27 protein-coding genes are annotated in these 22,360 nt (G+C 68.3%); 15 read left to right on the forward strand and 12 right to left on the reverse strand.

The features are described from left to right. Positions 1 to 2: 2 nt before the first annotated feature. The 3 genes from surE to lanM all read right to left on the reverse strand — a co-directional run bounded on the left by surE (position 3) and on the right by lanM (position 2,574). Positions 3 to 767 carry a 5'/3'-nucleotidase SurE gene (gene surE / locus BM140_RS01775; protein ID WP_091941324.1) on the reverse strand — a complete coding sequence of 255 codons (765 nt, stop codon included), beginning with the start codon at positions 765 to 767 and terminating at the stop codon, positions 3 to 5. Beyond that, entirely contained in the window at positions 767 to 2,053 is a 1,287-nt protein-coding gene (gene serS / locus BM140_RS01780) for a serine--tRNA ligase (protein WP_091941326.1), read from the reverse strand. The genes surE and serS overlap by 1 nt, the downstream gene beginning before the upstream one ends. Positions 2,054 to 2,175: 122 nt before the next feature. After that, complete coding sequence (gene lanM / locus BM140_RS01785) at positions 2,176 to 2,574, reverse strand: lanmodulin LanM (RefSeq protein ID WP_091941328.1); 399 nt, start codon at positions 2,572 to 2,574, stop codon at positions 2,176 to 2,178. Between the two features lie 492 nt (positions 2,575 to 3,066). Between lanM and pqqA (BM140_RS01790) the strand changes: the two genes are divergently transcribed. The 3 genes from pqqA (BM140_RS01790) (at position 3,067) to pqqA (BM140_RS01800) (ending at position 3,460) form a co-directional block, all read left to right on the forward strand. Continuing rightward, positions 3,067 to 3,156 carry a pyrroloquinoline quinone precursor peptide PqqA gene (pqqA, locus tag BM140_RS01790; protein ID WP_015857429.1) on the forward strand — a complete coding sequence of 30 codons (90 nt, stop codon included), beginning with the start codon at positions 3,067 to 3,069 and terminating at the stop codon, positions 3,154 to 3,156. 62 nt (positions 3,157 to 3,218) lie between these two features. Continuing rightward, complete coding sequence (gene pqqA, locus BM140_RS01795) at positions 3,219 to 3,308, forward strand: pyrroloquinoline quinone precursor peptide PqqA (RefSeq protein ID WP_091941330.1); 90 nt, start codon at positions 3,219 to 3,221, stop codon at positions 3,306 to 3,308. 62 nt (positions 3,309 to 3,370) lie between these two features. Beyond that, complete coding sequence (gene pqqA / locus BM140_RS01800) at positions 3,371 to 3,460, forward strand: pyrroloquinoline quinone precursor peptide PqqA (RefSeq protein ID WP_015857429.1); 90 nt, start codon at positions 3,371 to 3,373, stop codon at positions 3,458 to 3,460. A 139-nt stretch (positions 3,461 to 3,599) separates the two neighbouring features. On the opposite strand, the gene ldtR is transcribed toward pqqA (BM140_RS01800), so the two are convergent. The 3 genes from ldtR to BM140_RS01815 form a co-directional block, all read right to left on the reverse strand. Then, entirely contained in the window at positions 3,600 to 4,118 is a 519-nt protein-coding gene (gene ldtR / locus BM140_RS01805) for a transcriptional regulator LdtR (RefSeq protein WP_091941332.1), read from the reverse strand. 161 nt (positions 4,119 to 4,279) lie between these two features. Next, the gene (locus tag BM140_RS01810; RefSeq protein ID WP_091941334.1) at positions 4,280 to 4,753 is read right to left on the reverse strand and encodes a DUF6163 family protein; all 474 of its coding nucleotides are present in this window, start codon (positions 4,751 to 4,753) and stop codon (positions 4,280 to 4,282) included. Then, positions 4,750 to 5,823: an enoyl-CoA hydratase/isomerase family protein gene (locus tag BM140_RS01815; protein ID WP_091941336.1), complete on the reverse strand. Its 1,074-nt coding sequence runs from the start codon at positions 5,821 to 5,823 to the stop codon at positions 4,750 to 4,752. The genes BM140_RS01810 and BM140_RS01815 overlap by 4 nt, the downstream gene beginning before the upstream one ends. A 234-nt stretch (positions 5,824 to 6,057) precedes the next feature. Here BM140_RS01815 and hemB point away from each other — a divergent pair, with 234 nt between their 5' ends. The 5 genes from hemB (at position 6,058) to BM140_RS01840 (ending at position 10,134) form a co-directional block, all read left to right on the forward strand. Continuing rightward, entirely contained in the window at positions 6,058 to 7,110 is a 1,053-nt protein-coding gene (gene hemB / locus BM140_RS01820) for a porphobilinogen synthase (RefSeq protein ID WP_091941338.1), read from the forward strand. A 14-nt stretch (positions 7,111 to 7,124) separates the two neighbouring features. Further along, on the forward strand, positions 7,125 to 7,571 hold the full coding sequence (locus BM140_RS01825) for a hypothetical protein (RefSeq protein WP_091941340.1): 447 nt from the start codon (positions 7,125 to 7,127) through the stop codon (positions 7,569 to 7,571). 90 nt (positions 7,572 to 7,661) lie between these two features. Continuing rightward, positions 7,662 to 8,156: an RDD family protein gene (locus tag BM140_RS01830; protein ID WP_091941342.1), complete on the forward strand. Its 495-nt coding sequence runs from the start codon at positions 7,662 to 7,664 to the stop codon at positions 8,154 to 8,156. A 134-nt stretch (positions 8,157 to 8,290) separates the two neighbouring features. After that, on the forward strand, positions 8,291 to 9,145 hold the full coding sequence (gene rarD / locus BM140_RS01835; protein ID WP_091941344.1) for an EamA family transporter RarD: 855 nt from the start codon (positions 8,291 to 8,293) through the stop codon (positions 9,143 to 9,145). Next, positions 9,142 to 10,134, forward strand: a complete 993-nt coding sequence (locus BM140_RS01840) for a P1 family peptidase (protein WP_091941346.1) — start codon at positions 9,142 to 9,144, stop codon at positions 10,132 to 10,134. The genes rarD and BM140_RS01840 overlap by 4 nt, the downstream gene beginning before the upstream one ends. Positions 10,135 to 10,271: 137 nt before the next feature. On the opposite strand, the gene BM140_RS01845 is transcribed toward BM140_RS01840, so the two are convergent. Continuing rightward, positions 10,272 to 11,945 (reverse strand): electron transfer flavoprotein-ubiquinone oxidoreductase, encoded by a 1,674-nt coding sequence (locus BM140_RS01845; protein ID WP_091941348.1) that lies wholly within the window; start codon positions 11,943 to 11,945, stop codon positions 10,272 to 10,274. 282 nt (positions 11,946 to 12,227) lie between these two features. On the opposite strand from BM140_RS01845, the gene BM140_RS01850 reads away from it, so the two are divergent. Further along, the gene (locus tag BM140_RS01850; RefSeq protein ID WP_091941350.1) at positions 12,228 to 13,103 is read left to right on the forward strand and encodes a uracil-DNA glycosylase; all 876 of its coding nucleotides are present in this window, start codon (positions 12,228 to 12,230) and stop codon (positions 13,101 to 13,103) included. A 238-nt stretch (positions 13,104 to 13,341) separates the two neighbouring features. Then, positions 13,342 to 14,250, forward strand: a complete 909-nt coding sequence (gene ypfJ, locus BM140_RS01855; RefSeq protein ID WP_091941352.1) for a KPN_02809 family neutral zinc metallopeptidase — start codon at positions 13,342 to 13,344, stop codon at positions 14,248 to 14,250. Positions 14,251 to 14,456: 206 nt separating this feature from the next. On the opposite strand, the gene BM140_RS01860 is transcribed toward ypfJ, so the two are convergent. Further along, positions 14,457 to 14,906: an energy transducer TonB family protein gene (locus tag BM140_RS01860; RefSeq protein ID WP_091941354.1), complete on the reverse strand. Its 450-nt coding sequence runs from the start codon at positions 14,904 to 14,906 to the stop codon at positions 14,457 to 14,459. Between the two features lie 1,328 nt (positions 14,907 to 16,234). Between BM140_RS01860 and BM140_RS01865 the strand changes: the two genes are divergently transcribed. Then, positions 16,235 to 16,744, forward strand: coding sequence for a hypothetical protein (locus BM140_RS01865; RefSeq protein ID WP_091941357.1), 510 nt, complete (start codon positions 16,235 to 16,237; stop codon positions 16,742 to 16,744). A 25-nt stretch (positions 16,745 to 16,769) separates the two neighbouring features. Here BM140_RS01865 and BM140_RS01870 read toward each other — a convergent pair whose 3' ends face one another. Both BM140_RS01870 and BM140_RS01875 read right to left on the reverse strand, forming a co-directional pair. Continuing rightward, positions 16,770 to 17,516 carry an arginyltransferase gene (locus BM140_RS01870; protein WP_091941359.1) on the reverse strand — a complete coding sequence of 249 codons (747 nt, stop codon included), beginning with the start codon at positions 17,514 to 17,516 and terminating at the stop codon, positions 16,770 to 16,772. A gap of 195 nt (positions 17,517 to 17,711) precedes the next feature. Continuing rightward, complete coding sequence (locus BM140_RS01875) at positions 17,712 to 17,996, reverse strand: hypothetical protein (RefSeq protein ID WP_091941361.1); 285 nt, start codon at positions 17,994 to 17,996, stop codon at positions 17,712 to 17,714. A 124-nt stretch (positions 17,997 to 18,120) separates the two neighbouring features. Here BM140_RS01875 and BM140_RS25685 point away from each other — a divergent pair, with 124 nt between their 5' ends. Next, entirely contained in the window at positions 18,121 to 18,294 is a 174-nt protein-coding gene (locus BM140_RS25685; protein ID WP_165616371.1) for a ribosome modulation factor, read from the forward strand. 76 nt (positions 18,295 to 18,370) lie between these two features. Next, positions 18,371 to 19,558: a cystathionine beta-lyase gene (gene metC, locus BM140_RS01880; RefSeq protein ID WP_091941364.1), complete on the forward strand. Its 1,188-nt coding sequence runs from the start codon at positions 18,371 to 18,373 to the stop codon at positions 19,556 to 19,558. 450 nt (positions 19,559 to 20,008) lie between these two features. Here the strand turns inward: metC and BM140_RS25315 are convergent, their stop codons facing one another. Then, complete coding sequence (locus BM140_RS25315) at positions 20,009 to 20,611, reverse strand: hypothetical protein (RefSeq protein ID WP_131803723.1); 603 nt, start codon at positions 20,609 to 20,611, stop codon at positions 20,009 to 20,011. Between BM140_RS25315 and BM140_RS01885 the strand changes: the two genes are divergently transcribed. Both BM140_RS01885 and BM140_RS01890 read left to right on the forward strand, forming a co-directional pair. Continuing rightward, entirely contained in the window at positions 20,598 to 21,146 is a 549-nt protein-coding gene (locus tag BM140_RS01885) for a GGDEF domain-containing protein (protein WP_165616372.1), read from the forward strand. The genes BM140_RS25315 and BM140_RS01885 overlap by 14 nt on opposite strands. Continuing rightward, positions 21,143 to 21,388 (forward strand): DUF333 domain-containing protein, encoded by a 246-nt coding sequence (locus BM140_RS01890; protein ID WP_091941368.1) that lies wholly within the window; start codon positions 21,143 to 21,145, stop codon positions 21,386 to 21,388. Before BM140_RS01885 ends, BM140_RS01890 begins: the two co-directional genes overlap by 4 nt. A 50-nt stretch (positions 21,389 to 21,438) precedes the next feature. Here BM140_RS01890 and BM140_RS01895 read toward each other — a convergent pair whose 3' ends face one another. Then, positions 21,439 to 22,035 carry a pyridoxamine 5'-phosphate oxidase family protein gene (locus tag BM140_RS01895; RefSeq protein WP_091941370.1) on the reverse strand — a complete coding sequence of 199 codons (597 nt, stop codon included), beginning with the start codon at positions 22,033 to 22,035 and terminating at the stop codon, positions 21,439 to 21,441. Positions 22,036 to 22,360: the final 325 nt, after the last annotated feature.

Genomic DNA, 22,360 nt, shown 5'->3' on the forward strand with positions numbered 1-22,360 from the left:
CCTTATTCCTCGAACGCCTTGGCGAAGCGGGTCAGCTCCGGCTCGTCGGTGAGATCGAGGCGCAAGGGCGTCACCGCGATGCGGTTCTCGGCGATGGCCTTGAGATCGGTGCCGTTGCCGGGCTCGAACCGCGCCTTGGCGAAGGCGAGCCAGAAATACGGGTTGCCGCGCCCATCCTCACGGGCGTCGATGCGCAGGAGTTCCTGGTTGCGCCGCCCCTGGGCCGAGACCGCGATGCCGGCGACCGCGTCCGGCTCGCAATCGGGGAAGTTGACGTTGACGACGATGCCGGGCTCGATGCCCGTCTCCAGGATCTTTCGGATCACCCGCGGCCCGTGCGCGGCGGCGCAGGCCCATTTGATGCCGGCGCGCCCGCCCACGCCATAGGCCTGGCTGAGCGCGATCGAGCGGACGCCGAGGATCGTGCCCTCCATGGCGCCCGCGATGGTGCCCGAATAGGTCACGTCCTCGGCGACGTTCTGGCCGCGGTTGACCCCCGACAGCACGAGATCGGGCTTATGGTCCTTCAGCAGATGGGCCACGCCCATGATGATGCAGTCCGACGGCGTGCCCTTCACGGCGAACCGCTTCTCGGCGATCTGCCGCAGGCGCAGGGGATCGTTGAGCGAGAGCGAGTGCGACACGCCCGATTGGTCGGTCTCGGGCGCGACGACCCAGACATCGTCGCTGAGCGCACGGGCGATGCCCTCCAGCGTCTCCAGGCCCGGCGCGTGGATGCCGTCGTCGTTGGTGACCAGGATGCGCATCAGTGGTTCGGTCCCTCGATCCGGGTGAGGCCGCCCATGTAGGGCGCGAGCGCCGACGGGACCGTGATGCTGCCGTCGGGGTTCTGGTAGTTCTCCATCACGGCGATGAGCGCGCGGCCGACCGCGACGCCCGAGCCGTTGAGGGTGTGGACGAAGTTAACCGCCTTGCCCTCCTTCGCCCGGAAGCGCGCACCCATGCGCCGGGCCTGAAAATCGCCGCAGACCGAGCAGGACGAGATTTCTCGAAAAGTCTGCTGGCCCGGCACCCAGACCTCGATGTCGTAGGTCTTCTGAGAGGCGAACCCCATGTCGCCGGTGCAGAGCGTCATCACCCGGTAGGTCAGGTCGAGCTTTTTGAGCACGGCCTCGGCGCAGGACAGCATCCGCTCGTGCTCCTCGGCCGATTTGTCCGGCGTGGTGATCGAGACGAGTTCGACCTTGTTGAACTGGTGCTGGCGCAGCATGCCGCGGGTGTCCCGCCCCGCCGCCCCGGCCTCGGCGCGGAAGCAGGGGGTGAGGGCCGTGAGGCGCAGCGGCAACGCGTCCTCGGTGAGGATCGACTCGCGTACGAGGTTGGTCAGCGGGACTTCGGCCGTCGGAATCAGCCAGTAGCCGTCGCCGGCGGCGAACTGGTCCTCGCGGAACTTCGGCAGTTGGGCGGTGCCGAACATCGCCTCGTCGCGTACGAGGACCGGCGGCACCACTTCGGTGTAGCCGTGCTCGCCCGTGTGCAGGTCGAGCATGAACTGTCCGAGCGCCCGCTCCAGCCGGGCGAGCTGCCCCTTCAGCACCACGAAGCGCGAGCCGGAGAGCTTGGCGGCGGCCTCGAAATCCATCAGCCCGGTGGCCTCGCCCAGCTCGAAATGCTGGCGGCCTTCCGTGAGTTTTTCGCGCGACGAAGCGAACTCGCGATACAGGACGTTGCCGTGCTCGTCGGCGCCCTCGGGCACGTCGTCCTTCGGCCGGTTCGGGATCGCGGCGAGGCGCTCGTCGAGGGTCTTGGCGGCCTCTCCTTGCGCGGTCTCGAGGCCCGGCGCCTCGTCCTTGAGGCGGGCGACCTCGGCCATCAGGTCCGCGGCGCGGGCCTCGTCCTTCGCCTTCTTGGCGCCGCCGATCTCCTTCGAGAGCGCGTTGCGCCGCTCCTGATTGGCCTGCGCCGCCGAGACCGCGCCTTTGCGGGCATCATCGAGGGCGATCAGCTCGGCCGACAGGGGTGCGAGGCCGCGTCTTTCCAGATCGCGGTCGAAGCCTTGCGGGTTCTCGCGGATGGCGCGGATGTCGTGCATGGGCGGCTCTCGGGGCTCGAACGGGGCCCGCTTTGCCGCAACGCCCCCGGCATCACAAGAGCGGCCGAGGGTTCACGGGATGCGGCCGGGGCGAAAGCCCCCGGCCGCAAAATCTCAAAGAATCACTTGATGAGCTTGACCAGGGCCTTGCCCGGCTTGCTCTTCAGCTCCTTGGCGTCGAGCGTGCCGTCGTTGTCCGGGTCGGCGTCCTTGAACACGGCCTCGACCAGGGCGAGGTACTCGGCCTTGTCGATGGTGCCGTCGTTGTCCGGGTCGCCGCTCTTGAACAGGCTCGGGCTCAGCACGCCCTTGGCTTCCTTGGCGTCGAGGGTGCCGTCCTTGTCCGGATCCAGCGCGTCGAACTTGGCGGAAGCGGCGGCCTTGACCTCGGCGAGGTCGAGCGTGCCGTCCTTGTCCGGATCGAAGGCGGTGATGACGGCGCTCTTCTGGGCGAAGGCCGGGCCGGCGGCCAGCGGCAGGACGAGGGCGAGAGCGAGCGCGGCGCTGCGGGTCAGGGACATGTCGGAGGACTCCGGAGGAACGAGGAATCGGCCGTCGAGCGGCCAGCCATGCTTAGCAGCGGGCTTAACTTACGATAGGAGAAATGGTGCAATGCGGCAATGCAATCCGGGAGGGTCTGGCAAAAATCGCAGGTGAAACGCCGGCCGACGCGAACGGAATTTTGAGGCCGCATCGGCGTTTGCCTTGTTGAGAAGGGCGGCTTCGTTCGGGCCGGGAAGGCGAGCCCAGGGGCGCACGTGCCGGGACGGCCCGGCCGTCTCACATCCCGGATTCTGCATGATTTCTCCGAAAATCGGCCCGCCATTCGGTCTTCAGGCCCCCTCCCTATGAGAAATATAAGTGACGGGCCCGCTTGAATTGCGCCCAACGGATTGTCTATATCCAGGGCGTCGAACACGAGGGGCCGGCACGAAAACGGCACCGCCTCCGTTCGGGGCAGGGCCGATCGTGAGATCGACCTTCGTCTTCAAATCGTTGTCAGGAGATACACCATGAAGTGGTCCGCTCCCGTCGTTGCCGAGATCTGCGTCGGCATGGAAGTCACCTCCTACGAGTCCGCCGAGATCGACACCTTCAACTAAGAAGGTTCTTCGGCCCCCGGGCCGGTCTCGCCGAAACCCATCGCTCAATCTGGAGAAACGTCATGAAGTGGTCCGCCCCCGTCGTTGCCGAGATCTGCGTCGGCATGGAAGTCACCTCCTACGAGTCCGCCGAGATCGAAACCTTCAACTAAGAAGGCTCTTCGGCCCCCGGGCCGGTCTCGCCGAAACCCATCGCTCAATCTGGAGAAACGTCATGAAGTGGTCCGCCCCCGTCGTTGCCGAGATCTGCGTCGGCATGGAAGTCACCTCCTACGAGTCCGCTGAGATCGACACCTTCAACTAAGAAGGCTGTCGCCGGACTTGACCGGTGATCGAGGGGCGTCGTCCGACAGGACGGCGCCCCTTTTCGTTGCCTGGCCCCACGCGAAAAGGCCCGGACAGCGCGCGCTGTCCGGGCCTTTTCGCGTCGGTGATGGGGCGCCTCAGAGCCGGTAGCGGATCTGGTCGGTCCAGAAGCGCTCCAGGCGGGTCAGGGACTGGTTGAGGCGGCCGAAATCGTCGTCGGAGATGCCGCCGATCGGCTGAATCGTGCGGGAATGCTTGTCGTAGAGGCCCTGGATCACGTCGTGGATCTCGCGGCCCTTGGTGGTGAGGCTGATGCGCACCGAGCGGCGGTCGGTCTTGGAGCGGGCGTGGTGGAGGAAGCCCGCCTCGACCAGCTTCTTGACGTTGTAGGACACGTTCGAGCCGAGATAGTAGCCCTTGGAGCGCAGTTCGCTGGCGGTCAGCTCCTTGTCGCCGATGTTGTAGAGCAGGAGCGCCTGGACGCTGTTGACGTCCTCGCGGCCCCGGCGGTCGAACTCGTCCTTGATCACGTCGAGCAGGCGGCGGTGCAGGCGCTCCACGAGGTGCAGGGCCTCGAGGTAGGAGCCGGCGGCGCCGGTCTCGGGGGCGGCGGTCTCGGCGGGCTTGCGGGCGGTGTTGGCGGCCTTCGTGCTCATGGTTCCTGCCTCTCTGTCGGGTCGTGCCGGCTGCTTCGTCCGGCATCGCTTATGGGCTGAACCTAGGGGCCTCGAATGAAAGCCGATTTAAGCGACAGGATGAACTTCCGATTTACTTCTGTCGGTAAATGCAAAATGAAGCGATCGTTTTTACCCCTCGTTCAGCCAACATCGCGCGCGGCGAGCCAGGATAACACGAAGTAAATCGCGACGATGCTTGCCTGCACTGCGATGAGCGGCGCCGACATCGGCAGGAGTTGCGGCGTCAGCGCCGCGAGCGTCAGGGACGAGGTGGCGGCGAGCAGCCAGATCACCCCGCCCCAGGCGCTGGTCAGCCACAATCCGACCGCAGCCACGAAATCGATCACCGCGAAATAGACGATTCCCGCCTGCCGCCCGGCGGGGAGGTCGGCGAACGGCGTGGCGCCCGGCCACAGATCGAGGATCTGCCCCCAGGTGGCGAGCCCCTTGGCGACCCAGGCGAGCGCCGTGATGCGCATGAACCAGACCAGCACCACGTCCCAGCGGGTCTGCTGGCGCGGTGCCGCCTCCTCGATGCGATCGACCGGCCCCGATCCCGCGCTCGGGCGCCCACGCCCGTCCTTGGTCGTCCCGACCTTGGCCAGTGCCCTCATGCCGCCGGTCCCTCGCTGCCGTCGAAGCGGGGGATTCCGCTCCCCTCATCCGCGAAGGCGGCCTCGATCGCCGCGAAATCCACCGCCTCGAGCGTCGACGGGTTCCAGGCCGGCCTGTTGTCCTTGTCGACGATGACGGCGCGCACGCCTTCATAAAAATCGGGTCCGCGCATCACCTGCCCGCACAGCCGGTATTCGGCGCGCATGGCCTCCGGAAAACTCAAGGACGGTCCCCGCTGCATCTGCGTCAGGGCGATGGCGAGGCTGGTGGGCGAGCGGGTGCGGATCGTCGCCGCGGTATTCTTGGCGAAGTCCGAGCCTTCCGCGTCGAGGCGTTCCAGGATGCCAGTGACGGTGGCGGCGGAGAAGCACGCGTCGATGGTCTCGCGCTCAAGCGTCAGCGGGCCGGTCTCCGGCGCGGGTGCGGCGAACCGGGCGAGCGTCGCGGCGATGTCCCCGCCCTCGGCGAGAGAATCGAGCAAATCCCCGAAATCCGCGGCCCGGACCGAGTGGGTCGCGAGCCCGACTTGAAGCGCGTCGCCCGCTCCGATCCGGCTGCCGGTGAGCGCGAGATAGGTGCCGGTGCGGCCGGGCAGGCGCGGCAGCGCGTAGGTCGCGCCGACATCGGGGAAGAAGCCGATGCCGGTCTCCGGCATGGCGAAGCTGTAAGTCTCGGCCGCGACCCGCACGTCGCCGTGTAGCGAGATGCCGACGCCGCCGCCCATGACGATGCCCTCGATCAGCGCGACGTAGGGCTTCGGGTAGGTCTTCACATAGGCGTCGAGCAGGTACTCGGCCCGCCAGAACGCCATCACCTCGGTGAGTCGCCCGGCCTGGCCGAGCGCATGGATGCGGCGGATGTCGCCGCCCGCGCAGAAGGCGCGCCCGCCCGATCCCCGCACCGCGACGCGGGTGACGCTCGCGTCCTGCGCCCAGGCCCGCAACTGCCGGTGCATCGCCTCGACCATCGGCAGGGTGAGGGCGTTGAGCGCCTTCGGCCGCGTGAGCGTGACGATCCCCGCCGCCCCGCGCCGCTCGAACGTGATCTCGGGCTCCGCCGCGTCCGCCATGCCGATACTTTCTGCCATGGTGCGCTTAGACGAAGTCCGGGCGGGGGCGTCAATGCGTGGTCGCCGTGCGGGCCCGAGACGTCCCCTGCCCTGCGGCGATGACGGCTTTCGGGCGCGATTCGGGATGTGCTAGAGCATCGGCCCGAAAGGTGGCCGCCGGCTTTCGGGAAAAAAGTCGATGCGGCACAAGGACCTAGAGCGCCTCTCGCTCACCCGAAGTCTTCGGAGCCGCCCATGTCGAACGAACCGCGTCCGCTCGCCGTCGAGACCGCGCGGGAGGCCGCGCCCGGCGCCGGTCCCTTGAGCCTCACCCAGCGCCCGCGCCGCAACCGCAAGGCCGAGTGGTCGCGCCGCCTCGTGCGCGAGCATACGCTCACCGTGGACGACCTGATCTGGCCGCTCTTCGTGATCGAGGGCACGGGCCGGCGCGAGCCGATCGCCTCCATGCCGGGCGTCGAGCGGCTCAGCGTCGACGAGGCCGTGCGCGAGGCCGAGCGGGCGGCGCGCCTCGGCATCCCGGCGATCTCGTTCTTCCCCTATACCGAGCCGAGCCTACGCGACCCCACCGGCTCCGAGGCGCTGAACCGCGAAAACCTCGTCTGCCGGGCGGTGCGGGCGGTGAAGAAGGCGGTGCCCGAGATCGGCGTGATGACCGACGTGGCGCTGGACCCCTATACCAGCCACGGCCATGACGGGCTGATCGAGGACGGCGCCATCCTCAACGACGAGACGGTCGCGGTGCTGGTCGAGCAGAGCCTGATCCAGGCCGAGGCCGGCACCGACATCATCGCGCCCTCCGACATGATGGACGGGCGCGTCGGCGCGATCCGCACCGGCCTCGACCGGGCGGGTTTTCGCGACGTGCAGATCATGGCCTACGCGGCCAAGTACGCATCCGCCTTCTACGGGCCGTTCCGCGACGCCATCGGCACCAAGGCGGCGCTGGTGGGCGACAAGCGCACCTACCAGATGGACCCCGGCAACGCGAACGAGGCGCTGCGCGAGGTCGCCCTCGATCTCGCCGAGGGTGCCGATTCGGTGATGGTGAAGCCGGGGCTGCCCTATCTCGACATCATCACCCGGGTGAAGACCGAGTTCGGCGTGCCGACCTTCGCCTATCAGGTGTCGGGCGAGTACGCGATGATCGAGGCCGCCGCCCGCAACGGCTGGCTCGACGGCGAGCGCGCCATGACCGAGAGCCTGCTCGCCTTCAAGCGCGCGGGCGCCGACGGGGTGCTGACCTACTACGCGCCGCGCGTCGCCGAGCGCCTGCGCGCGGGTCTCTGACGGGGCGCCTCCCTTTGCGTTCCGCGGCGCGGCGGGCGCTCCTCGCCGGCGGCCTTGCCCTGGGCTGGCTCGCCGCCGGATTCGGCTGCGACACCGCCACCGACACCCGCCGCGCGGCCCTGTGCCGCCGCGCCCTGCCCGCGCTCGCGCCCGAGGGCACGACGGCGCGGCTGCTGCGGGTCGGCCCCGGCTCGGGGCCCGGCAGCGTGCGCGTCGATTACCGGCTGGCCGGCGCCGACGGCGCGCTCCTCAAGGGTGAGGAGGCCCGCGTGCGCTTCCTTGCCTGCGCCTTCGGCCCCGGCACCGAGATGACGGCGCTCGCCACGGAGCGCGGGCCGGTCAACGGCGCCTCGCTCTACCTGCTGCGGCACTATTACCTCGAGACGCCGGAGGCCGAGGCCGCCGACCCGGCCAACGCGGACAATGCGGCCAAGACGCCGGGGGGCGCCGCGACGCGCTGACGGTGGCATGCCGTCGGCGGCGTCTCTTGCAGCGCCGGCCACGGTCCCCACCTCATGGGGGATCTTCTCCATCGCTGCGGAGCGCCGGCCATGACCAACCCCACCTTCGGCCCCCGGCCGGGCTACACCGACCCCGCCGGCTATCCGCCCTATGGCGGGATGCCGGTGCCCTACATCCGGGCGAGCCTCGGCGGACGCGCGGTCGCCTACCTGCTCGACCTGCTGTTCATCCTCGTCTTCACCGCGATCCTCGGCACGGCAATCTTCCTCGTCGGCATCGTCACCTTCGGCCTCGGCTGGACGCTGTTTCCGGTCCTCGGCATCAGCGGCATCCTCTACAGCGCGATCACCGTCGGCGGGCATAAGCAGAGCACGATCGGCATGCGGATGATGGGCCTTCGGGTGGTGGCCCCCGAGAGCGGGCGCCCGGTCGACATGCTGACCGCGGCCGTCCACGCGCTGCTGTTCTACGTCGCGATCTCGACCTTCCTCCTGTGGTGCCTCGACATCCTGTTCGGCCTCGTGCGTGCCGACCGGCGCCTCGGCCACGACGTGCTGCTCGGGCTCGCGGTGGTGCGGGTCTGAGCCCGAACCGGACCTTGGTCTCGAGGCATCGGTCGCCGCTGCGGGCCCCCTTCCCCGAGAGCGCATCCCGACGGCGCTGACCGGCGGCGGCGGTCACGCTACAAGCGGTGCCCGCCATCGCCGGGACGTGACCGTTGGGCCTCCTCTACGCGCTTGCCGCCTACTTGAGCTGGGGCCTCGTCGTCCCGGTGCATTTTCGGCTGCTTGCCGGCATCCCCGCCGAGACGATCCTGGCCCAGCGCATCGCGTGGTCGGCGCTGTTCGTCACCGGGCTGATCGCGCTCTTGCGCCACCGCCTCGCCAACCCGTTCCCCCTTCGGCCCCGCCACGCCCTGCTCGTCGTCTCGGCGGGGCTGATCGCCTTCAACTGGCTTCTCTACCTGCGCGCGGTCGAGAGCGGGCACCTGCTCGACGCGAGCCTCGGCTACTACATCAACCCGCTGGTCTCGGTGGCGCTCGGCGCCCTCGTGCTCGGCGAGCGCTTGCGTCCGCTCCAGGCGATGGCGGTCGGAATCGCGGTGCTCGGCGTCGTCGTCGCGGTGGTGATGGCCGGGCGCCTGCCGCTGCTCTCCCTCGGCCTCGCGGTCAGCTTCGCGCTCTACGGGCTGACCCGGAAGATCGTCGGCGTCGACGGCACCGTTGGCTTCTGCGCCGAGACCTTTTTGCTGTTGCCCGCGGCCCTCGGCTACCTGTGGCTCGCCGCGGCGCCGGTGCCGAACGATGCCGCCACATGGTCGCTGCTGGCCCTCACCGGCGTGACGACCGCCCTGCCGCTGATCTGGTTCGCGGCGGCCGCCACCCGCCTGACGCTCGCGACGCTCGGGCTGATGCAGTACCTCGCGCCGACCTGCCTGATGCTCTTGAGCACGCTCGCCTACGGTGAGACCTTGAGCGAGGACCGGATCGTGCTGTTCGCGCTGATCTGGATCGCTCTCGTGCTCTACGCCGCCGACGCGCTGCGGCAGAACCGGCAAAGGCGGATGCGATGATCCGGCTCAACCGCCTCACCGACATTGCGGGGATTCGCGTCGGCCACGCCGAGGACGCCCGAGTCGCGAGCGGCGTCACGGCCCTCGTCTTCGACCAGCCCTTCGTCACCGCGGTCGATGTCCGCGGCGGCGGGCCCGGCACGCGGGAGACCGATCTGCTCGACCCGGCCGCCACCGTGCCCGCGGTCGATGGGCTGGTGCTGTCGGGCGGCTCCGCCTTCGGGCTCGACGCGGCCGCCGGCGCGGTCGCATGGCTCGCCGAGCAAGGGCGCGGCTTCGCGGTGGGCGACGTGCGGGTGCCGATCCTGCCGGGCGCGATCCTGTTCGATCTCCTCAACGGCGGCGACAAGGCCTGGGGCCGCTTCCCGCCCTACCGCGACCTCGGCTACGCGGCGGCGCAGGCCGCCCGCGACGGCGCCTTCGCGCTGGGCTCGGTCGGGGCGGGTCACGGAGCGCGCACCGCCAACCTCAAGGGCGGCCTCGGTTCGGCCTCGTCCGACGTGATCGGCCTCGACGGCGTGCAGGTCGGCGCGCTGGTGGCGGTCAACGCCTTCGGCCGGGTGACGATGGGGCGGGGCCCGCACTTCTGGGCCGCGCCGTTCGAGCGGAACGGCGAGTTCGGCGGCCTCGGCGTCCCCGTCCCGCTGCCGCCGGACCTGCTCGCGTGGCCGCGGGAGGCCCCGCCGGGGGCGAGCACGACGCTCGCGGTCGTCGCCACCGATGCGGCGCTCACCAAGGCCGAGGCCAAGCGCCTCGCCATGGCCGCCCACGACGGCCTCGCGCGGGCGATCCACCCGGTCCACACTCCGCTCGACGGCGACGTGGTGTTCGCGGTCTCGACCGGCCGCACGCCGCTGGCCGACCCCGTCGCCGGCATGGCCCGCCTCGCCTCCGCCGCCGCCGACACCCTGGCGCGGGCGGTGGCGATCGGCGTCTACGAAGCGACGCGGCTGCCCTGCCTCGACCTTCCGGCTTGGCGCGAACTGTAGTCCGAGGTTCCCAAAGGACGTGTCCTTTGGCGGGGCACCGGGGCAGAGCCCCGGTCTCCCTTCCAAACCAGGGCTCCGCCCTGGACCCGCGAAAGGACTTGTCCTTTCGAAACCGGGACTGGGCGTCAGCCTCAGACTTACAGGTTCGTGTAATTCGGGCCGCCGGGGCCTTCCGGCGTGACCCAGTTGATGTTCTGGTTCGGGTCCTTGATGTCGCACGTCTTGCAGTGGACGCAGTTCTGCGCGTTGATCTGGAAGCGGACGCCGTCGGAGGCCGCCTTGTCCTCGACCCACTCGTAGACGCCGGCCGGGCAGTAGCGGCTCGACGGGCCGCCGAAGACATCGTGCTCCGAGGTCTTCTGCAGCTCCAGGTTCTTCACCTTGAGATGGACCGGCTGGTCCTCCTCGTGGTTGGTGTTCGACAGGTAGACCGACGAGAGACGGTCGAAGGTCAGCTTGCCGTCGGGCTTCGGGTAGACGATCGGCGTCACCTCCGAGAGCGGCTTGAGGCAGGCATGATCCGGCTTGCCGTGGCCGAGCGTGCCGAACAGCGACGCGTTGGCGATGGCGTTGGTCCACATGTCGAGGCCGCCGAGGCCCACGCCGACCAGCGTGCCGTAGCGCGACCAGAGCGGCTTGACGTTGCGCACCGCCTTCAGGTCACGCCCGATCGGGCTGTCGCGCCAGCCCTGCTCGTAGGCCGTGAGTTCGTCGCCCTGGCGGCCCTGGGCCAGCGCGTCGAAGATGGCCTCGGCCGCCTGGATGCCCGACAGGATCGCGTTGTGCGAGCCCTTGATGCGGGGCACGTTCACGAAGCCCGCCGAGTCGCCCACGAGGCAGCCGCCGGGGAAGACGAGCTTGGGCACCGACTGCCAGCCGCCCTCCATGATCGCCCGCGCCCCGTAGCCGATGCGCTTGGCCCCCTCGAAGGTCTCGGCGATCATCGGATGGGTCTTGAAGCGCTGGAACTCCTCGAACGGCGACAGGGTCGGGTTCTCGTAGTTCAGGTGCGTGACGAATCCGACCGAGAGCAGGTGGTCGTCGAAGTGGTAGAGCCACGAGCCGCCGCCCGCCTTGTTCGGCAGCGGCCAGCCCATCGTGTGCTGCACCAGCCCCGGCTGGAATTTGTCCGGTGCGAGCTGCCACAGCTCCTTCACCCCGAGGCCGTACTTCTGGTGGTCGCTGTTCCGGTTCAGCTGAAACTTCTCGATCAGCGTCTTGGTCAGCGAGCCTCGCGCGCCCTCGCCGAACACCGTGTACTTGGCCCGCAGCTCCATGCCGCGGGTGAAGTCGTCGCGCGGCTCGCCGGAGCGGGAGATGCCGAGATCGCCGGTCGCCACGCCCTGGACCGTGCCGCGGTCGTCGTAGAGCACTTCGGATGCCGGGAAGCCCGGATAGATCTCGACGCCGAGCCCCTCGGCCTGGGCGCCGAGCCACTTCACGGTGTTGGAGAGCGAGCCGACGAAGTTGCCGTGGTTCGACATGAGCTTGGGGAAGAACGCGTTCGGCAGGGTGAGGCCGCTGTTCTTGGTGAGAAACAGGAACTCGTCGCGCTCCACCGCGGTCTTGAGCGGGCGGTCCGGATCGTTGCGCCACTCGGGGAGCAACGTGTCGAGGCCGATGGGATCGACCACGGCGCCGGACAGGATGTGCGCGCCGACCTCGCCGCCCTTCTCGACGACGACGACGGAGACCTCCTCGCCCTTCTCCGCGGAAAGCTGTTTGAGGCGGATCGCGGCGGCGAGCCCGGCAGGGCCGGCACCCACGATCACCACGTCGAAATCCATGCCTTCGCGTTCGGGCAGCGCCATCCTGTTCCTCCTGCGGTGTGCCGGGGCGCCGACGCGCTCTTACGGCCCGCTCCAATGGTCTAGATTTCTCTCAATCGATTCCAAGGTAGGAAGGCAAGCGCGTCCGGGTAGCGGCAGCTCTGCGCGATGGTGAAGCATCGCCATGAGGAAGGCGTGACGGCGCCCGCGTCACCCAAGACCAGCGCTCGCGCGGACTTTCGTGAATACGATATACACGAAGAGGAGGACCTGCGGCGTCCCGTGGGCGTTGCCCGCCGGGCGGCGACACGCCACATGGGATGAATGAATCCGAGCCACCCCGAGCACGACGTCAGGGCCGACCTGATCTCCTATCTCGACTTTCACGTCGAGGCGGGGGTCGACGCGGCGCTCGATGAGCAGCCGCACGATCGGTTCGGCGAGGCCGAGGCCGCCCCGCAGCGCGAGCTGGCGCCCCCCCGCCGCGCCGCGCCTGACGACGCCTCGCCGTTCCGGCGCGAGCTGCCGAGCCGGGAGGCCCCGCCGAAGGAGCCCCCGCGCACCTACGGCAATGCCGCCTCCGCCAAGCCGGGCGAGGCCGCCGACGATGCTCGCGCGCGGGCGGCGCAGATGCAGAGCCTGGAAGAGCTGGAGGCATTGCTCAGGGGCTTCGAGGGCTGCGGCCTGCGCTTCACCGCAAAGAATCTCGTCTTCGCCGACGGCAATCCGCAGGCGCGGGTGATGTTCGTGGGCGAGGCCCCGGGCGCCGACGAGGACCGGATCGGCAAGCCGTTCATGGGCCGCTCGGGCCAGCTCCTCGACCGGATGATGGCGGCGATCGGCCTCGACCGGACGGGGGCCTACATCACCAACGTCGTCCCCTGGCGCCCGCCGGGCAATCGCAACCCGACCCCGCAGGAGATTGCGATCTGCCGGCCCTTCATCGAGCGGCAGATCGAGCTGGCCAATCCCGAACTCCTCGTCTGCCTCGGCGCCCCGGCGACGCAGACGCTCACCGGCACCAAGGACGGCATCCTCAAGGCACGCGGGCGCTTCTACCCCTACCGCCTGAGCGACGGGCGCGAGATCAAGGCGCTTGCGACCCTCCATCCGGCCTACCTGCTGCGCCAGCCGGTGCAGAAGCGTCTCGCATGGCGCGACTTCCGCATGCTCAAGGCGGCCCTCGACGGGGGACGCTGAGCATCGGCCCGAAAGGTGGGAACCGGCTTTCGGGAAAGCCGATGCGGTTCAGGGATCTGGAGCATCGGCCCGAAAGGCGGTGCCCGGCTTTCGGGAAAGCCGATGCGGCCGGGAAACGAGAGGATCGTTCTGGAACGATCCTCGAGCCTCGCGTAAGGGCGTTGAAGCGGAACCGTACCGTCCGCGGATTCATTCTACAGAACGCCGCGCCCGCGGGCGAAGAGGGTAAGGGAGCGCCATGCGCTGGGATGACTTTCGCGCCTCCGACAACGTCGAGGACCGGCGCGGCGAGGGCGGCGGAGGCGGCGGCTTCGGCTTTCCCGGCGGCAGCGCGGGCGGCCTCGGCATCGGCACCATCGTCATCGTGCTGCTGATCTCCTGGGTCACCGGCATCAACCCGGCGATCCTGATGGGCGGCGCCGAGCGCATGACGAATGGCGGGCCACGCGAGGAGCGCGTCGATCCCGAGACGCAGGCCAAGCGCCGTCAGGCGCCGACCGACCAGACCGGCCAGTTCGCGGCCAAGATCCTCGGCAACACCGAGGATGTCTGGAAGGAGATTTTGCCGAACCAGACCGGGCGGCAATACACGCCCACCACGATGGTGCTCTACCAGGGCGGCACCCGCTCCGGCTGCGGTCAGGCGCAGGCCGCGATGGGCCCGTTCTACTGCCCGCTCGACAAGAAGGTCTATCTCGACACGAGCTTCTTCAAGGAGATGCAGCAGAAGTTCGGCGTGAAGGGCGATTTCGCCTACGCCTACGTCATCGCCCACGAGGTCGGCCACCACGTGCAGGACGTGCTCGGCATCCTCGGCAAGGTCGACAGCCGCAAGCAATCCGCGGGCAGCGAGCGCGAGGCCAACCAGCTCTCCGTGCGCGTCGAGCTGATGGCCGATTGCCTCGCGGGCGTCTGGGCCAAGAACTCCAACGACCGCTGGAATTCCCTCGACCAGAGCGACATCCAGGAGGCCCTGAACGCCGCCAGCGCCATCGGCGACGACAAGCTGCAGGAAAAGGCCCAGGGCTACGCCGTGCCGGACTCGTTCACCCACGGCTCCTCCGAGCAGCGGATGCGCTGGTTCCTCACCGGCTACAAGAGCGGGCAGACGAAGTCCTGCGACACGTTCCGGGCGGCGCGGAACTGAGAGCCCGTTCGCTTCGGCCCTTCGACCGAGCCGGCCCGATACCGCGATCGATCCACCCCACACCCTCATCCTGAGGTGCTTCGCCGAAGGCGGCGCCTCGAAGGAGGGCTCCAGCGTATCGCGCGATCCCTGGAGCCCTCCTTCGAGGCCCGCTTGCGCGGGCACCTCAGGATGAGGGGGCGGGGTCGGACGAACCGGCTAGGCTCTCACATGATCCCGATATCCCTGCAGACCGGGGGCTCCTTCTTCGCTTCGTCCGGTCGCGGCGTCTCGGCTTGAGACGGCGCCGAGAGAGGCACTTTGGGCGGCGGATCGAAGCGCAACGGCAGGGTCGCGGAGATCGGCACCCTGATGTCCGGCGGGGGCGGCGGGGCGGGCGTCGAACTCTCCACGGCGGCGAGCGCGGCGCGGTCGAACACCATCACGCCCGAACTCTGCTCGATGTTGACGTCGCTGAGGGCGCCGTTCGCGCCGACCTTGAACACGACCCGCGCCGTCCTCGGCGAATCCGGCCGGCCCGGCCCCCTCGGATAGATCAGATGACAGCGGATGTGCTCGGCGAGGCTGCGCCGCCATTCGTCGAACGTCTCGGCCGAGGCCGGCCCGTTCGACGCCAGCATGAGAATCGCGAGTGGCACGGAGAGAGCCTTGATCATGGTGCCGATCGCCGATGGAAAGCCACGATCCTAGAGCCGTGCCCGACCCCGTTGGGTCGGATAACGCCTCTAGAACCTTACTTGTTATATTGTAATATGAAATTCCAATTCCGAAACCGTCCGACAAGAGGCCAAAACCAAGGGATAATCTGATATTTTCTATGAATAATTCCTCGAAGACGCTGAGCTTGTTTTCACGGAGTAAATTTTTGCTACAGAGCGATACCTCTTTTTCGTGCGATAACCATGCAACGGCCTCCCATAATGAATAAAAATGCCAAAGGGGGTCCAGCAAGAACTCCAAAGATTGGCCGCGGATTGCCACTATAAAAAAAATCTTCAATTATACCAGGATACCTTACGAACATAATAAAAATCCATATCAACTGTCCTATCAGCATGCCGGGGAAGATAAAAAACCAAATTAAATATTTATTGTATTCTCTTGATCTCAGCACAAAGTATCTATACACATAGGGAAAATTACTCCTGAGATAAATTAAGGGCCAATAAATAAGTGGTATCAAGATTGTAGGCAGAGCAATCTCAGCTATAAATACAAAATTTATATCCGGTCGCCGATGCTGTGCATATCTTGCTATGTAAAGGAGCAGAAATGCACCACCCATGACGGTAAAAATGCGCCCGAACGCACTATCGAGATGCCCTCTTGCCCTCTTGGATGATCGAACCTTGGAATCGTTTGACATCGCCGCTTTTCTTTCGACCTTGCTTACACGTGCACTGGGCCAAATATGAGCACTCATACCATCCGCTTCCGGCGCGAAAGCTAAGGTTTCCGCTTCGTTTTCTGTCGTTCTCGACAGAGCAACTGTTGCCAGTCACGCCTAGCCACAGAGGCGCGGACTGTGCGCATCGAAGCTGCCCGATCGGCAGCACATCGAGTATTTCCATGATGCTATCATCGAACAGCGGCCATTCGACGATAAGCATGTTGTGCCGTTGCATGGCATCGGCGGCTGGTAGCCCGTCGAGGGCGGCCCTGTGTGACCGCGAGATCGTCGGCACGGCTTGGTGATAGACGAGAGTCATCACCTGGGACGAGGCTGGCCAAAGCCATAGCCGGAACCGAGACGATCCTACGCGCCGAACCGGCCATGCTGCAGTCTCCTCGACAACCCGTGGTCTTCCGATCGGGCGAAGGACAACAAGCATCTCTCCCCACGTGGGCGAAAGCTATCTAATCCCGGCGTGCAAGCAAGTTTTCGTGAAATGGGGCTTTACCGCCACGCTCCGGACTGGCTGAGCTGAAACCTCGGCCTCACGGGCCGACGAAGGCCGTCACCCGAGGCTCGCGAGCGAAGCTCATGACGATCACGCGCGGTATCCTGGCGGCGGCCGGACTGGTGTTGAGCGCGGGCTGCGCGGCAGCCGCCCCGCCGACATGGCAGGGCACACTCTACGTCAGCGCGGTCAACTCGGCTTGCACCAACGCCACGGTCGCCGCGGTCGGCGATTTCTGGACCATCGAGTACCGCCCCAAGATCGCGACGACCGACCCGGCGGATGCGTTCCACATCCTCGGGCCCCGCTCGTCGATGCTGATGACCACGGCCAACAGCAACGGCAAATTCGGCGCGACCGGTCTCTACAACGGCACCTGGGTCGATGGCTTCGCCCGCAGCGTCACGGTCGGCCCGACTTCCGCGAACACGGCCGCGGTGGCGCTCACCTTGCCGGCAGGCGTCAGCACGGTTACGGCGACGACGCGCTTCGTCGTCATCAAGGCGACCATCGGCAACTGGTTCGAGCGCAACACCCAGAATGCCGGCTGCACCGTGACGTTCGACGCGGCGCTGATCCGGCGGGTCGATTGATCGGGAGCGGCGCGGCCCCGCCGCCCTACTCCACCCGCACCCAGCCCTGCGGCATCAGCCGCTCCTGCGGCCGGAACTTGGCCTTGTAGTCCATCTTGCGGGAGCCATCGACCCAGTAGCCGAGATAGAGATACGGCAGGCCGAGCGCCCGGGCGCGGTGGATGTGGTCGAGGATCATGTACGTCCCCAAGCTGCGGTCGGCCGCTTGCGGATCGTAGAACGAGTAGACCATCGACAGGCCGTCGGCGAGCACGTCGGTGAGGCAGACGGCGAGCGGCGCGCCGACCCCGCGGCCGTGGATCGCGGAGTCGGGCCCGCGCTCGCGATAGACCACGAGATGGGTGTCGACGTGGCTGTCCTCGATCATCATGGCGTAGTCGAGCACGGTCATGTCGACCATGCCGCCGTCGCCGTGGCGGGCGTCGAGGTAGCGGCGGAACAGGGCGTACTGCTCCGAGGCCGGGCGATTGGGCTCGGGCGTGCCGATCAGCCCGGCATTGCGCTGCATCACCCGGCGCTGGCTGCCGGTGATGGAAAAATCCTCCACCACCACCCGCACCGAGACGCAGGCGCGGCAGGTCTCGCAGGCCGGGCGGTAGGCGATGGTCTGCGAGCGGCGGAAGCCGCCCTGGGTCAGGATCTCGTTGAGATCGCGGGCGCGGCGCCCGACGAGGTGAGTGAACACCTTCCGCTCCTCCTGGCCCGGGAGGTAGGGGCAGGGGGAGGGAGCCGTGAGGTAGAACTGGGGGGTGTCGCGCGGGTGGCTGGTCACGCTGGAAAGGCTCGCCCTCGGGGCCGGCGGCACGGGCGCCCGCACAGCCGGAATCCAATGTAGCGGGATCGCGGCGGCGCTCAACCGGGATCGTGTCGTAGGAGCGGGCAATCGCGCGATTCGAGCGGTTGCGCCGCAGGGGCGGCCGCGGAAGGTCCGGACGCGGGCCGGCGGGCCCCCGGTTCGGCCGGACCCTCAGCGCTTGCGCGTCCCGGTCGGGGTTTCGCCCCGCATCAGGGCGTTGAGGCGCTCGGTGTCGAAGCCGGTCATCGCCCGCGCCTTGGGCGGCTCGACCGCCGGCCCCTGGGTGACGGTGCCGGTGGTGGTGGGCTCCGGCAGGGCGGGGACGGCCCGCGCCATCACCGGCGGCGCCGTGGCGGCGATGGCCGGATGGGCGAGGCGGTCGGCGGCGACGAAGACGACGCTCAGGCTGCCGAGGCCGGTGATCGTCCCGAAGGCGATGACGCGCGACAGACTCACTGGAGATACTTCCCGAAGACGCAACACGGGCAACGGAAACACCATAGGGTCGCCCCCGTTAACGAACCGAAGCATCGGCCCGGCCCGGTGCCGACCCCTTTCAGGACATTTCGGAAATTCCGCCATGAACGAGCAGGCCACCGCGAGCGACAGCCCCTTCATCCAGGGGCGCAATGCCCGGCTCTACGGCAAGGGCGCGGAATCCTGCCCCTACCCCGAGGGCTCGCAGGATCGGCAGGCGTGGCTCCAGGCCTACGAGGAGGCCGCCGCCGACGATCCCGAGGGCGAGAAGGGCTGAAGCGCCCGGCTTGACGCTCCCCGCCTCGGGAGGCTGAAAGGGCGGCGACGCCGCTCTCTCGCCCGCCCCGAGGCCCATGACCAAGTCCCCTCCCCGCGACCGTGCCCGCTTCGGGGCCGATACCCGCCTCGTGCTCGCCGGGCGCGATCCGTCCGAGCAGCATGGCTTCGTCAACACGCCGATCTATCGCGGCTCGACGGTCCTCTATCCGACCTACGACGACATCAAGCACCGCCGCGGCCGCTACAATTACGGTACGTCGGGCACGCCGACGATGGACGCGCTCTGCAAGGCGTGGAGCGAGGTCGCGGGCGCGGCCGGCACGGTGCTGGCGCCGTCCGGCCTCTCGGCCCTGACGCTGGCGCTGATGACCTGCGTCAGCGCGGGCGACCACCTGCTGGTGACCGATTCCGCCTACCGCCCGACCCGCATCTTCTGCGATGGGGTGCTCAAGCGGTACGGGGTGGAGGTGGAGTATTACGACCCGCTGGTCGGCGCCGGGATCGCGGCGCTGATGCGCGACAACACGAAGGCCGTGCTGGTCGAGGCGCCGGGCTCGCAGACCTTCGAGATGCAGGACGTGCCGGCCATCGCGGACGCCATGCATGCCCGCGGCGGCACGGTGGTGATGGACAACACCTGGGCGACGCCGCTGCTGTTCCCGCCGCACGCGCGCGGCGTCGATCTCGCGGTGGAGGCCGGCACCAAGTACCTGAGCGGCGGCTCCGACCTGCTGCTCGGCCTCGTCTCGGCCAACGCCAAGCATTATCCGGCGCTCAAGCGCACCTACGAGCATTTCGCCAACTGCCCCGGCCCCGAGGACATTTTTTTGGGACTCAGGGGTTTGCGCACCATGGGCCTGCGGCTGCGCGAGCACGGCGTCCGCGGGCTCGACATGGCGGCGTGGTTCCAGGGGAGGCCCGAGGTGCTGCGTGTGCTGCATCCGGGCCTGCCCGACGATCCCGGCCACGCCCTCTGGAAGCGCGACTTTTCCGGCGCTTCGGGCCTGTTCGGCGTGATCCTGAAGCCCGTCTCGGAAGAGGCTCTCGCCGCCTTCCTCGACGGGCTGGAGCTGTTCGGGATGGGCTTTTCCTGGGGCGGCTTCGAAAGCCTCGTGATCCCGTTCGACCCGACCGTCTACCGCACGGCGACGCGCTGGCAGCCGGGCGGGCCGTGCCTGCGCTTCCATATCGGCCTGGAGGACATGGCGGATCTCAAGGCGGATCTGGAGGCCGGTTTCGCGCGGATGCGGGCGGCCGGCTGAGAGTGCCTCGCAAACGCCCGGTCACTCCCGGGTTTCCGTCGACCGCGACGGTGCAGCGGGAGTTTTGCGAGAGACAGAGACATTGTGGCGAGCCCCGCTTCGGCGACGCCGCCGAGGTCCGCCCGCGCGCCGGCGGGGATGTCAATTGTTAATCGGCAACCGTTATTTATCATCGACGGGCGCACTCGGAACACGATGCCGTTCCGGGGACGCCGTGACATGCCCGATACAGGTTCCCCCATCGCCGGACCGGCTATGGAGAGGGAGCTTCGGCGCCCCTGGCACCGGGTCTCCTTCCTCGACCGGGAGGTCGAGGCGACCTTCCGCAGCACCATGCTGCCGGCCCGGAAACAGCATGTCGCCCTCGAGATCGTGCTGCTGAGCCTGATCGCCCTCGCTGTCCTGCCCATCGACGCTCAGGAGCACCGCTACGGACAGGCGACGGTGATGCTACGCCTCGGCGTGACCCTCCCGTTCAAGGTCCTGGCCCTCGTGCTGGCCCGCACGGCCCGGACCGATCTTCGCCTCGACATCGCCTCCGCGCTGTCGTTCTGCACCGGCTTTTGCGTTGCGGTGGCGCTCGGCCTCTCCGCCCAGCCGGAAATCCAGCAGCGCTACTTCTCGGTGCTCGGCGCCATGGTCCTGATCTTCGGCGCCTTGACGGGGCAGAGGACGCGCAGCGCCGGCTTGACGGTCGGGTTCGTCGTCGTCCTGCTCGTGCTGGCCACATACAGCTTGAGTCCGAAGACGGGGTACGGCCTGTTCCGCTATGCGGGGTTCATCGCGGCCTTCAGCCTCGTGGCGCTCGCCATTCACGTCCACCTGGTCGAGCGCGCGGCCCGCTCGTTCTTCCTTCGGGTCCAGTTCCTGGCCGCCAAGAACGCGGAACTCGATCACCGCATCCGCGAGCTGGACCGTGTCACCAAGACCGATGCCCTGACCGGCCTCGGCAACCGGCGGCTGATGGAGGACGTTCTCGCCGCGGCCCTGGAGCGGGGGGCGGCACCGGGGCCGCTGGGTCGGGCTGGCGATTCTCGACGTGGACCATTTCAAGCGCTTCAACGACACCGCGGGCCATGTGGCGGGCGATGCCTGCCTGAAGGGCATCGCCGCCTGTCTGGCCGGGACGTTTCCCGAGAAAGGCGTGACGGTGGCGCGGCTCGGCGGCGAGGAATTCGCCCTCCTCGCGCCCGATGCCCCGCCGGAGACTATGCTGGCCATCGGCGAGCGGGCGCGGGCGGCGGTCGAGGCGATGGCCTGGGCCCATCCGGGCCGGTCCGACGGGGCATCCGTCGTCACGATCAGCGTCGGCGTCGCCAGCGTCGTCCCGGGCCCGGGGCTCCAGGCCGCGGACCTCCTGCGGGTGGCGGACGCGGCCCTGTACGAGAGCAAGAATAGCGGCCGGAACGCCGTGACCGGGCGTCCGGCCCTGCCGCTGCCGGACCGGATCAGGCCTCCGCTTCGAGCCGTATCCGACCTGATCGCATCGGGCCAGGAGCTGCCTTTCGGCATGATCCCCGATTTTCATCGCGGGTACAGGAATAGCAGCATAGTTCTGCAAAACATCGCAACCGGAGCTCAACCATGAAGATAAAGGCTCTCATCGCTGTGTGCATCGGCTCCATCATCCCTGTCGGAGCCATGGCCATGGGCAATCCCGCATCCATTTTTTGCGAGCAGATGGGGGGACATTCAGTCATAGCGAAGCTGCCGAGCGGCGACGAAATCGGGCTCTGCTATCTTTCGGATAAGAAAATCGTTGAAGAATGGACCCTGTTCCGGATGTTTGACGGCAAGAAGCCCGCCGATCGAAACAACCCCTTCAGGTAAGCTCTGAAGCGCATTCCAGCGAAGCGAAGGCCGCTTCGTCGGAAGGCGCGTCAAGGCGCCACCCAACCCCCTTGCCACCCCTCCCCGTCCCGCGAAAACACCGCCCGGCGGTGGCCGCGGCGGTCGAGATAGAGCAGATCGAGGCGCGTCGCCCGCACCACCACCGCGCAAAAGTTCTCGCGGCCGATGCGGCGCTCCGGGTCCTCGTCCGGCATGGCGTAGGCGCCGCCTTCTGCCAGCGGCGTGCCGGGGGCGGGGGCGATCCCGTAGCAGACCCGGCTCATCGCCCGCGAGCCGGTCCAGGCGGCCTCCGCCACGGCGTCATCCCGGTGGAGGCGGGCCGTGCCCTCGATCCGCACCTGCAGCTTGGCGCCCGCGTCGTAGACGTGGAGGGCCGCGCCCGAGCCGGCCTCGATCGCGCGGGCCTTGTCGGAGCGGGCGTCGCAGTGGAAGCGCAGGGTGCCGGCCGCCCCGTCGGCCTCGCGCAGCACCACCGTGCGCAGCCGCGGGCGCCCTTGCGGATCGACGGTGGCGAGCGCCGGCAGATGGAACGGGCTGCGGCCCGTCTCCGCCCCTTCCGCGAGGCGCCGCCACGCCTCCGCGCGGAAGGCGGCGAGGTCGTCGTAGAACGGGGGCAGCGGGTCCAAGCGGGGCTCCGGGCGAAGGGCGAGCGATGCTGGGCGCTCCGGCGGCGGGGCGCAAGCCGGACTTCACCCTCCCCTTCCCCCACCGGGGCCGATCTGCCAAGGCAGGGCCGGGGCGGCGAAACAGGCCTACGAGGCAAGGCACGGCGACGCTTCTCGTGCGTTGAAGAACCCGAACGCCCACCCTCACGTTCACGCCACTCCTCCTTCCGCGTTCCCGCGTCAGGCACACCGGTTCCTTGGCTCCCTCCCCCGCCGCCCCCTCGCCTCCCGCCGCCGGCCCGCGCGCCGAGGCCCCCGGCTTCCTCGCGGGCGGCGGCGCCTGCGG

It is taken from the genome of Methylorubrum salsuginis, from assembly GCF_900114375.1.
GTDB classification, from domain to species: domain Bacteria; phylum Pseudomonadota; class Alphaproteobacteria; order Rhizobiales; family Beijerinckiaceae; genus Methylobacterium; species Methylobacterium salsuginis.

Excerpts from the sequence above, each read along its gene's own strand:
- surE (WP_091941324.1), bottom strand. The coding sequence starts at position 767 with ATGCGCATCCTGGTCACCAACGACGACGGCATCCACGCGCCGGGCCTG.
- serS (WP_091941326.1), bottom strand. The coding sequence starts at position 2,053 with ATGCACGACATCCGCGCCATCCGCGAGAACCCGCAAGGCTTCGACCGC.
- lanM (WP_091941328.1), bottom strand. The coding sequence starts at position 2,574 with ATGTCCCTGACCCGCAGCGCCGCGCTCGCTCTCGCCCTCGTCCTGCCG.
- pqqA (WP_015857429.1), top strand. The coding sequence starts at position 3,067 with ATGAAGTGGTCCGCTCCCGTCGTTGCCGAGATCTGCGTCGGCATGGAA.
- pqqA (WP_091941330.1), top strand. The coding sequence starts at position 3,219 with ATGAAGTGGTCCGCCCCCGTCGTTGCCGAGATCTGCGTCGGCATGGAA.
- pqqA (WP_015857429.1), top strand. The coding sequence starts at position 3,371 with ATGAAGTGGTCCGCCCCCGTCGTTGCCGAGATCTGCGTCGGCATGGAA.
- ldtR (WP_091941332.1), bottom strand. The coding sequence starts at position 4,118 with ATGAGCACGAAGGCCGCCAACACCGCCCGCAAGCCCGCCGAGACCGCC.
- BM140_RS01810 (WP_091941334.1), bottom strand. The coding sequence starts at position 4,753 with ATGAGGGCACTGGCCAAGGTCGGGACGACCAAGGACGGGCGTGGGCGC.
- BM140_RS01815 (WP_091941336.1), bottom strand. The coding sequence starts at position 5,823 with ATGGCGGACGCGGCGGAGCCCGAGATCACGTTCGAGCGGCGCGGGGCG.
- hemB (WP_091941338.1), top strand. The coding sequence starts at position 6,058 with ATGTCGAACGAACCGCGTCCGCTCGCCGTCGAGACCGCGCGGGAGGCC.
- BM140_RS01830 (WP_091941342.1), top strand. The coding sequence starts at position 7,662 with ATGACCAACCCCACCTTCGGCCCCCGGCCGGGCTACACCGACCCCGCC.
- BM140_RS01840 (WP_091941346.1), top strand. The coding sequence starts at position 9,142 with ATGATCCGGCTCAACCGCCTCACCGACATTGCGGGGATTCGCGTCGGC.
- BM140_RS01845 (WP_091941348.1), bottom strand. The coding sequence starts at position 11,945 with ATGGCGCTGCCCGAACGCGAAGGCATGGATTTCGACGTGGTGATCGTG.
- BM140_RS01850 (WP_091941350.1), top strand. The coding sequence starts at position 12,228 with ATGAATCCGAGCCACCCCGAGCACGACGTCAGGGCCGACCTGATCTCC.
- ypfJ (WP_091941352.1), top strand. The coding sequence starts at position 13,342 with ATGCGCTGGGATGACTTTCGCGCCTCCGACAACGTCGAGGACCGGCGC.
- BM140_RS01860 (WP_091941354.1), bottom strand. The coding sequence starts at position 14,906 with ATGATCAAGGCTCTCTCCGTGCCACTCGCGATTCTCATGCTGGCGTCG.
- BM140_RS01865 (WP_091941357.1), top strand. The coding sequence starts at position 16,235 with ATGACGATCACGCGCGGTATCCTGGCGGCGGCCGGACTGGTGTTGAGC.
- BM140_RS25685 (WP_165616371.1), top strand. The coding sequence starts at position 18,121 with ATGAACGAGCAGGCCACCGCGAGCGACAGCCCCTTCATCCAGGGGCGC.
- metC (WP_091941364.1), top strand. The coding sequence starts at position 18,371 with ATGACCAAGTCCCCTCCCCGCGACCGTGCCCGCTTCGGGGCCGATACC.
- BM140_RS01890 (WP_091941368.1), top strand. The coding sequence starts at position 21,143 with ATGAAGATAAAGGCTCTCATCGCTGTGTGCATCGGCTCCATCATCCCT.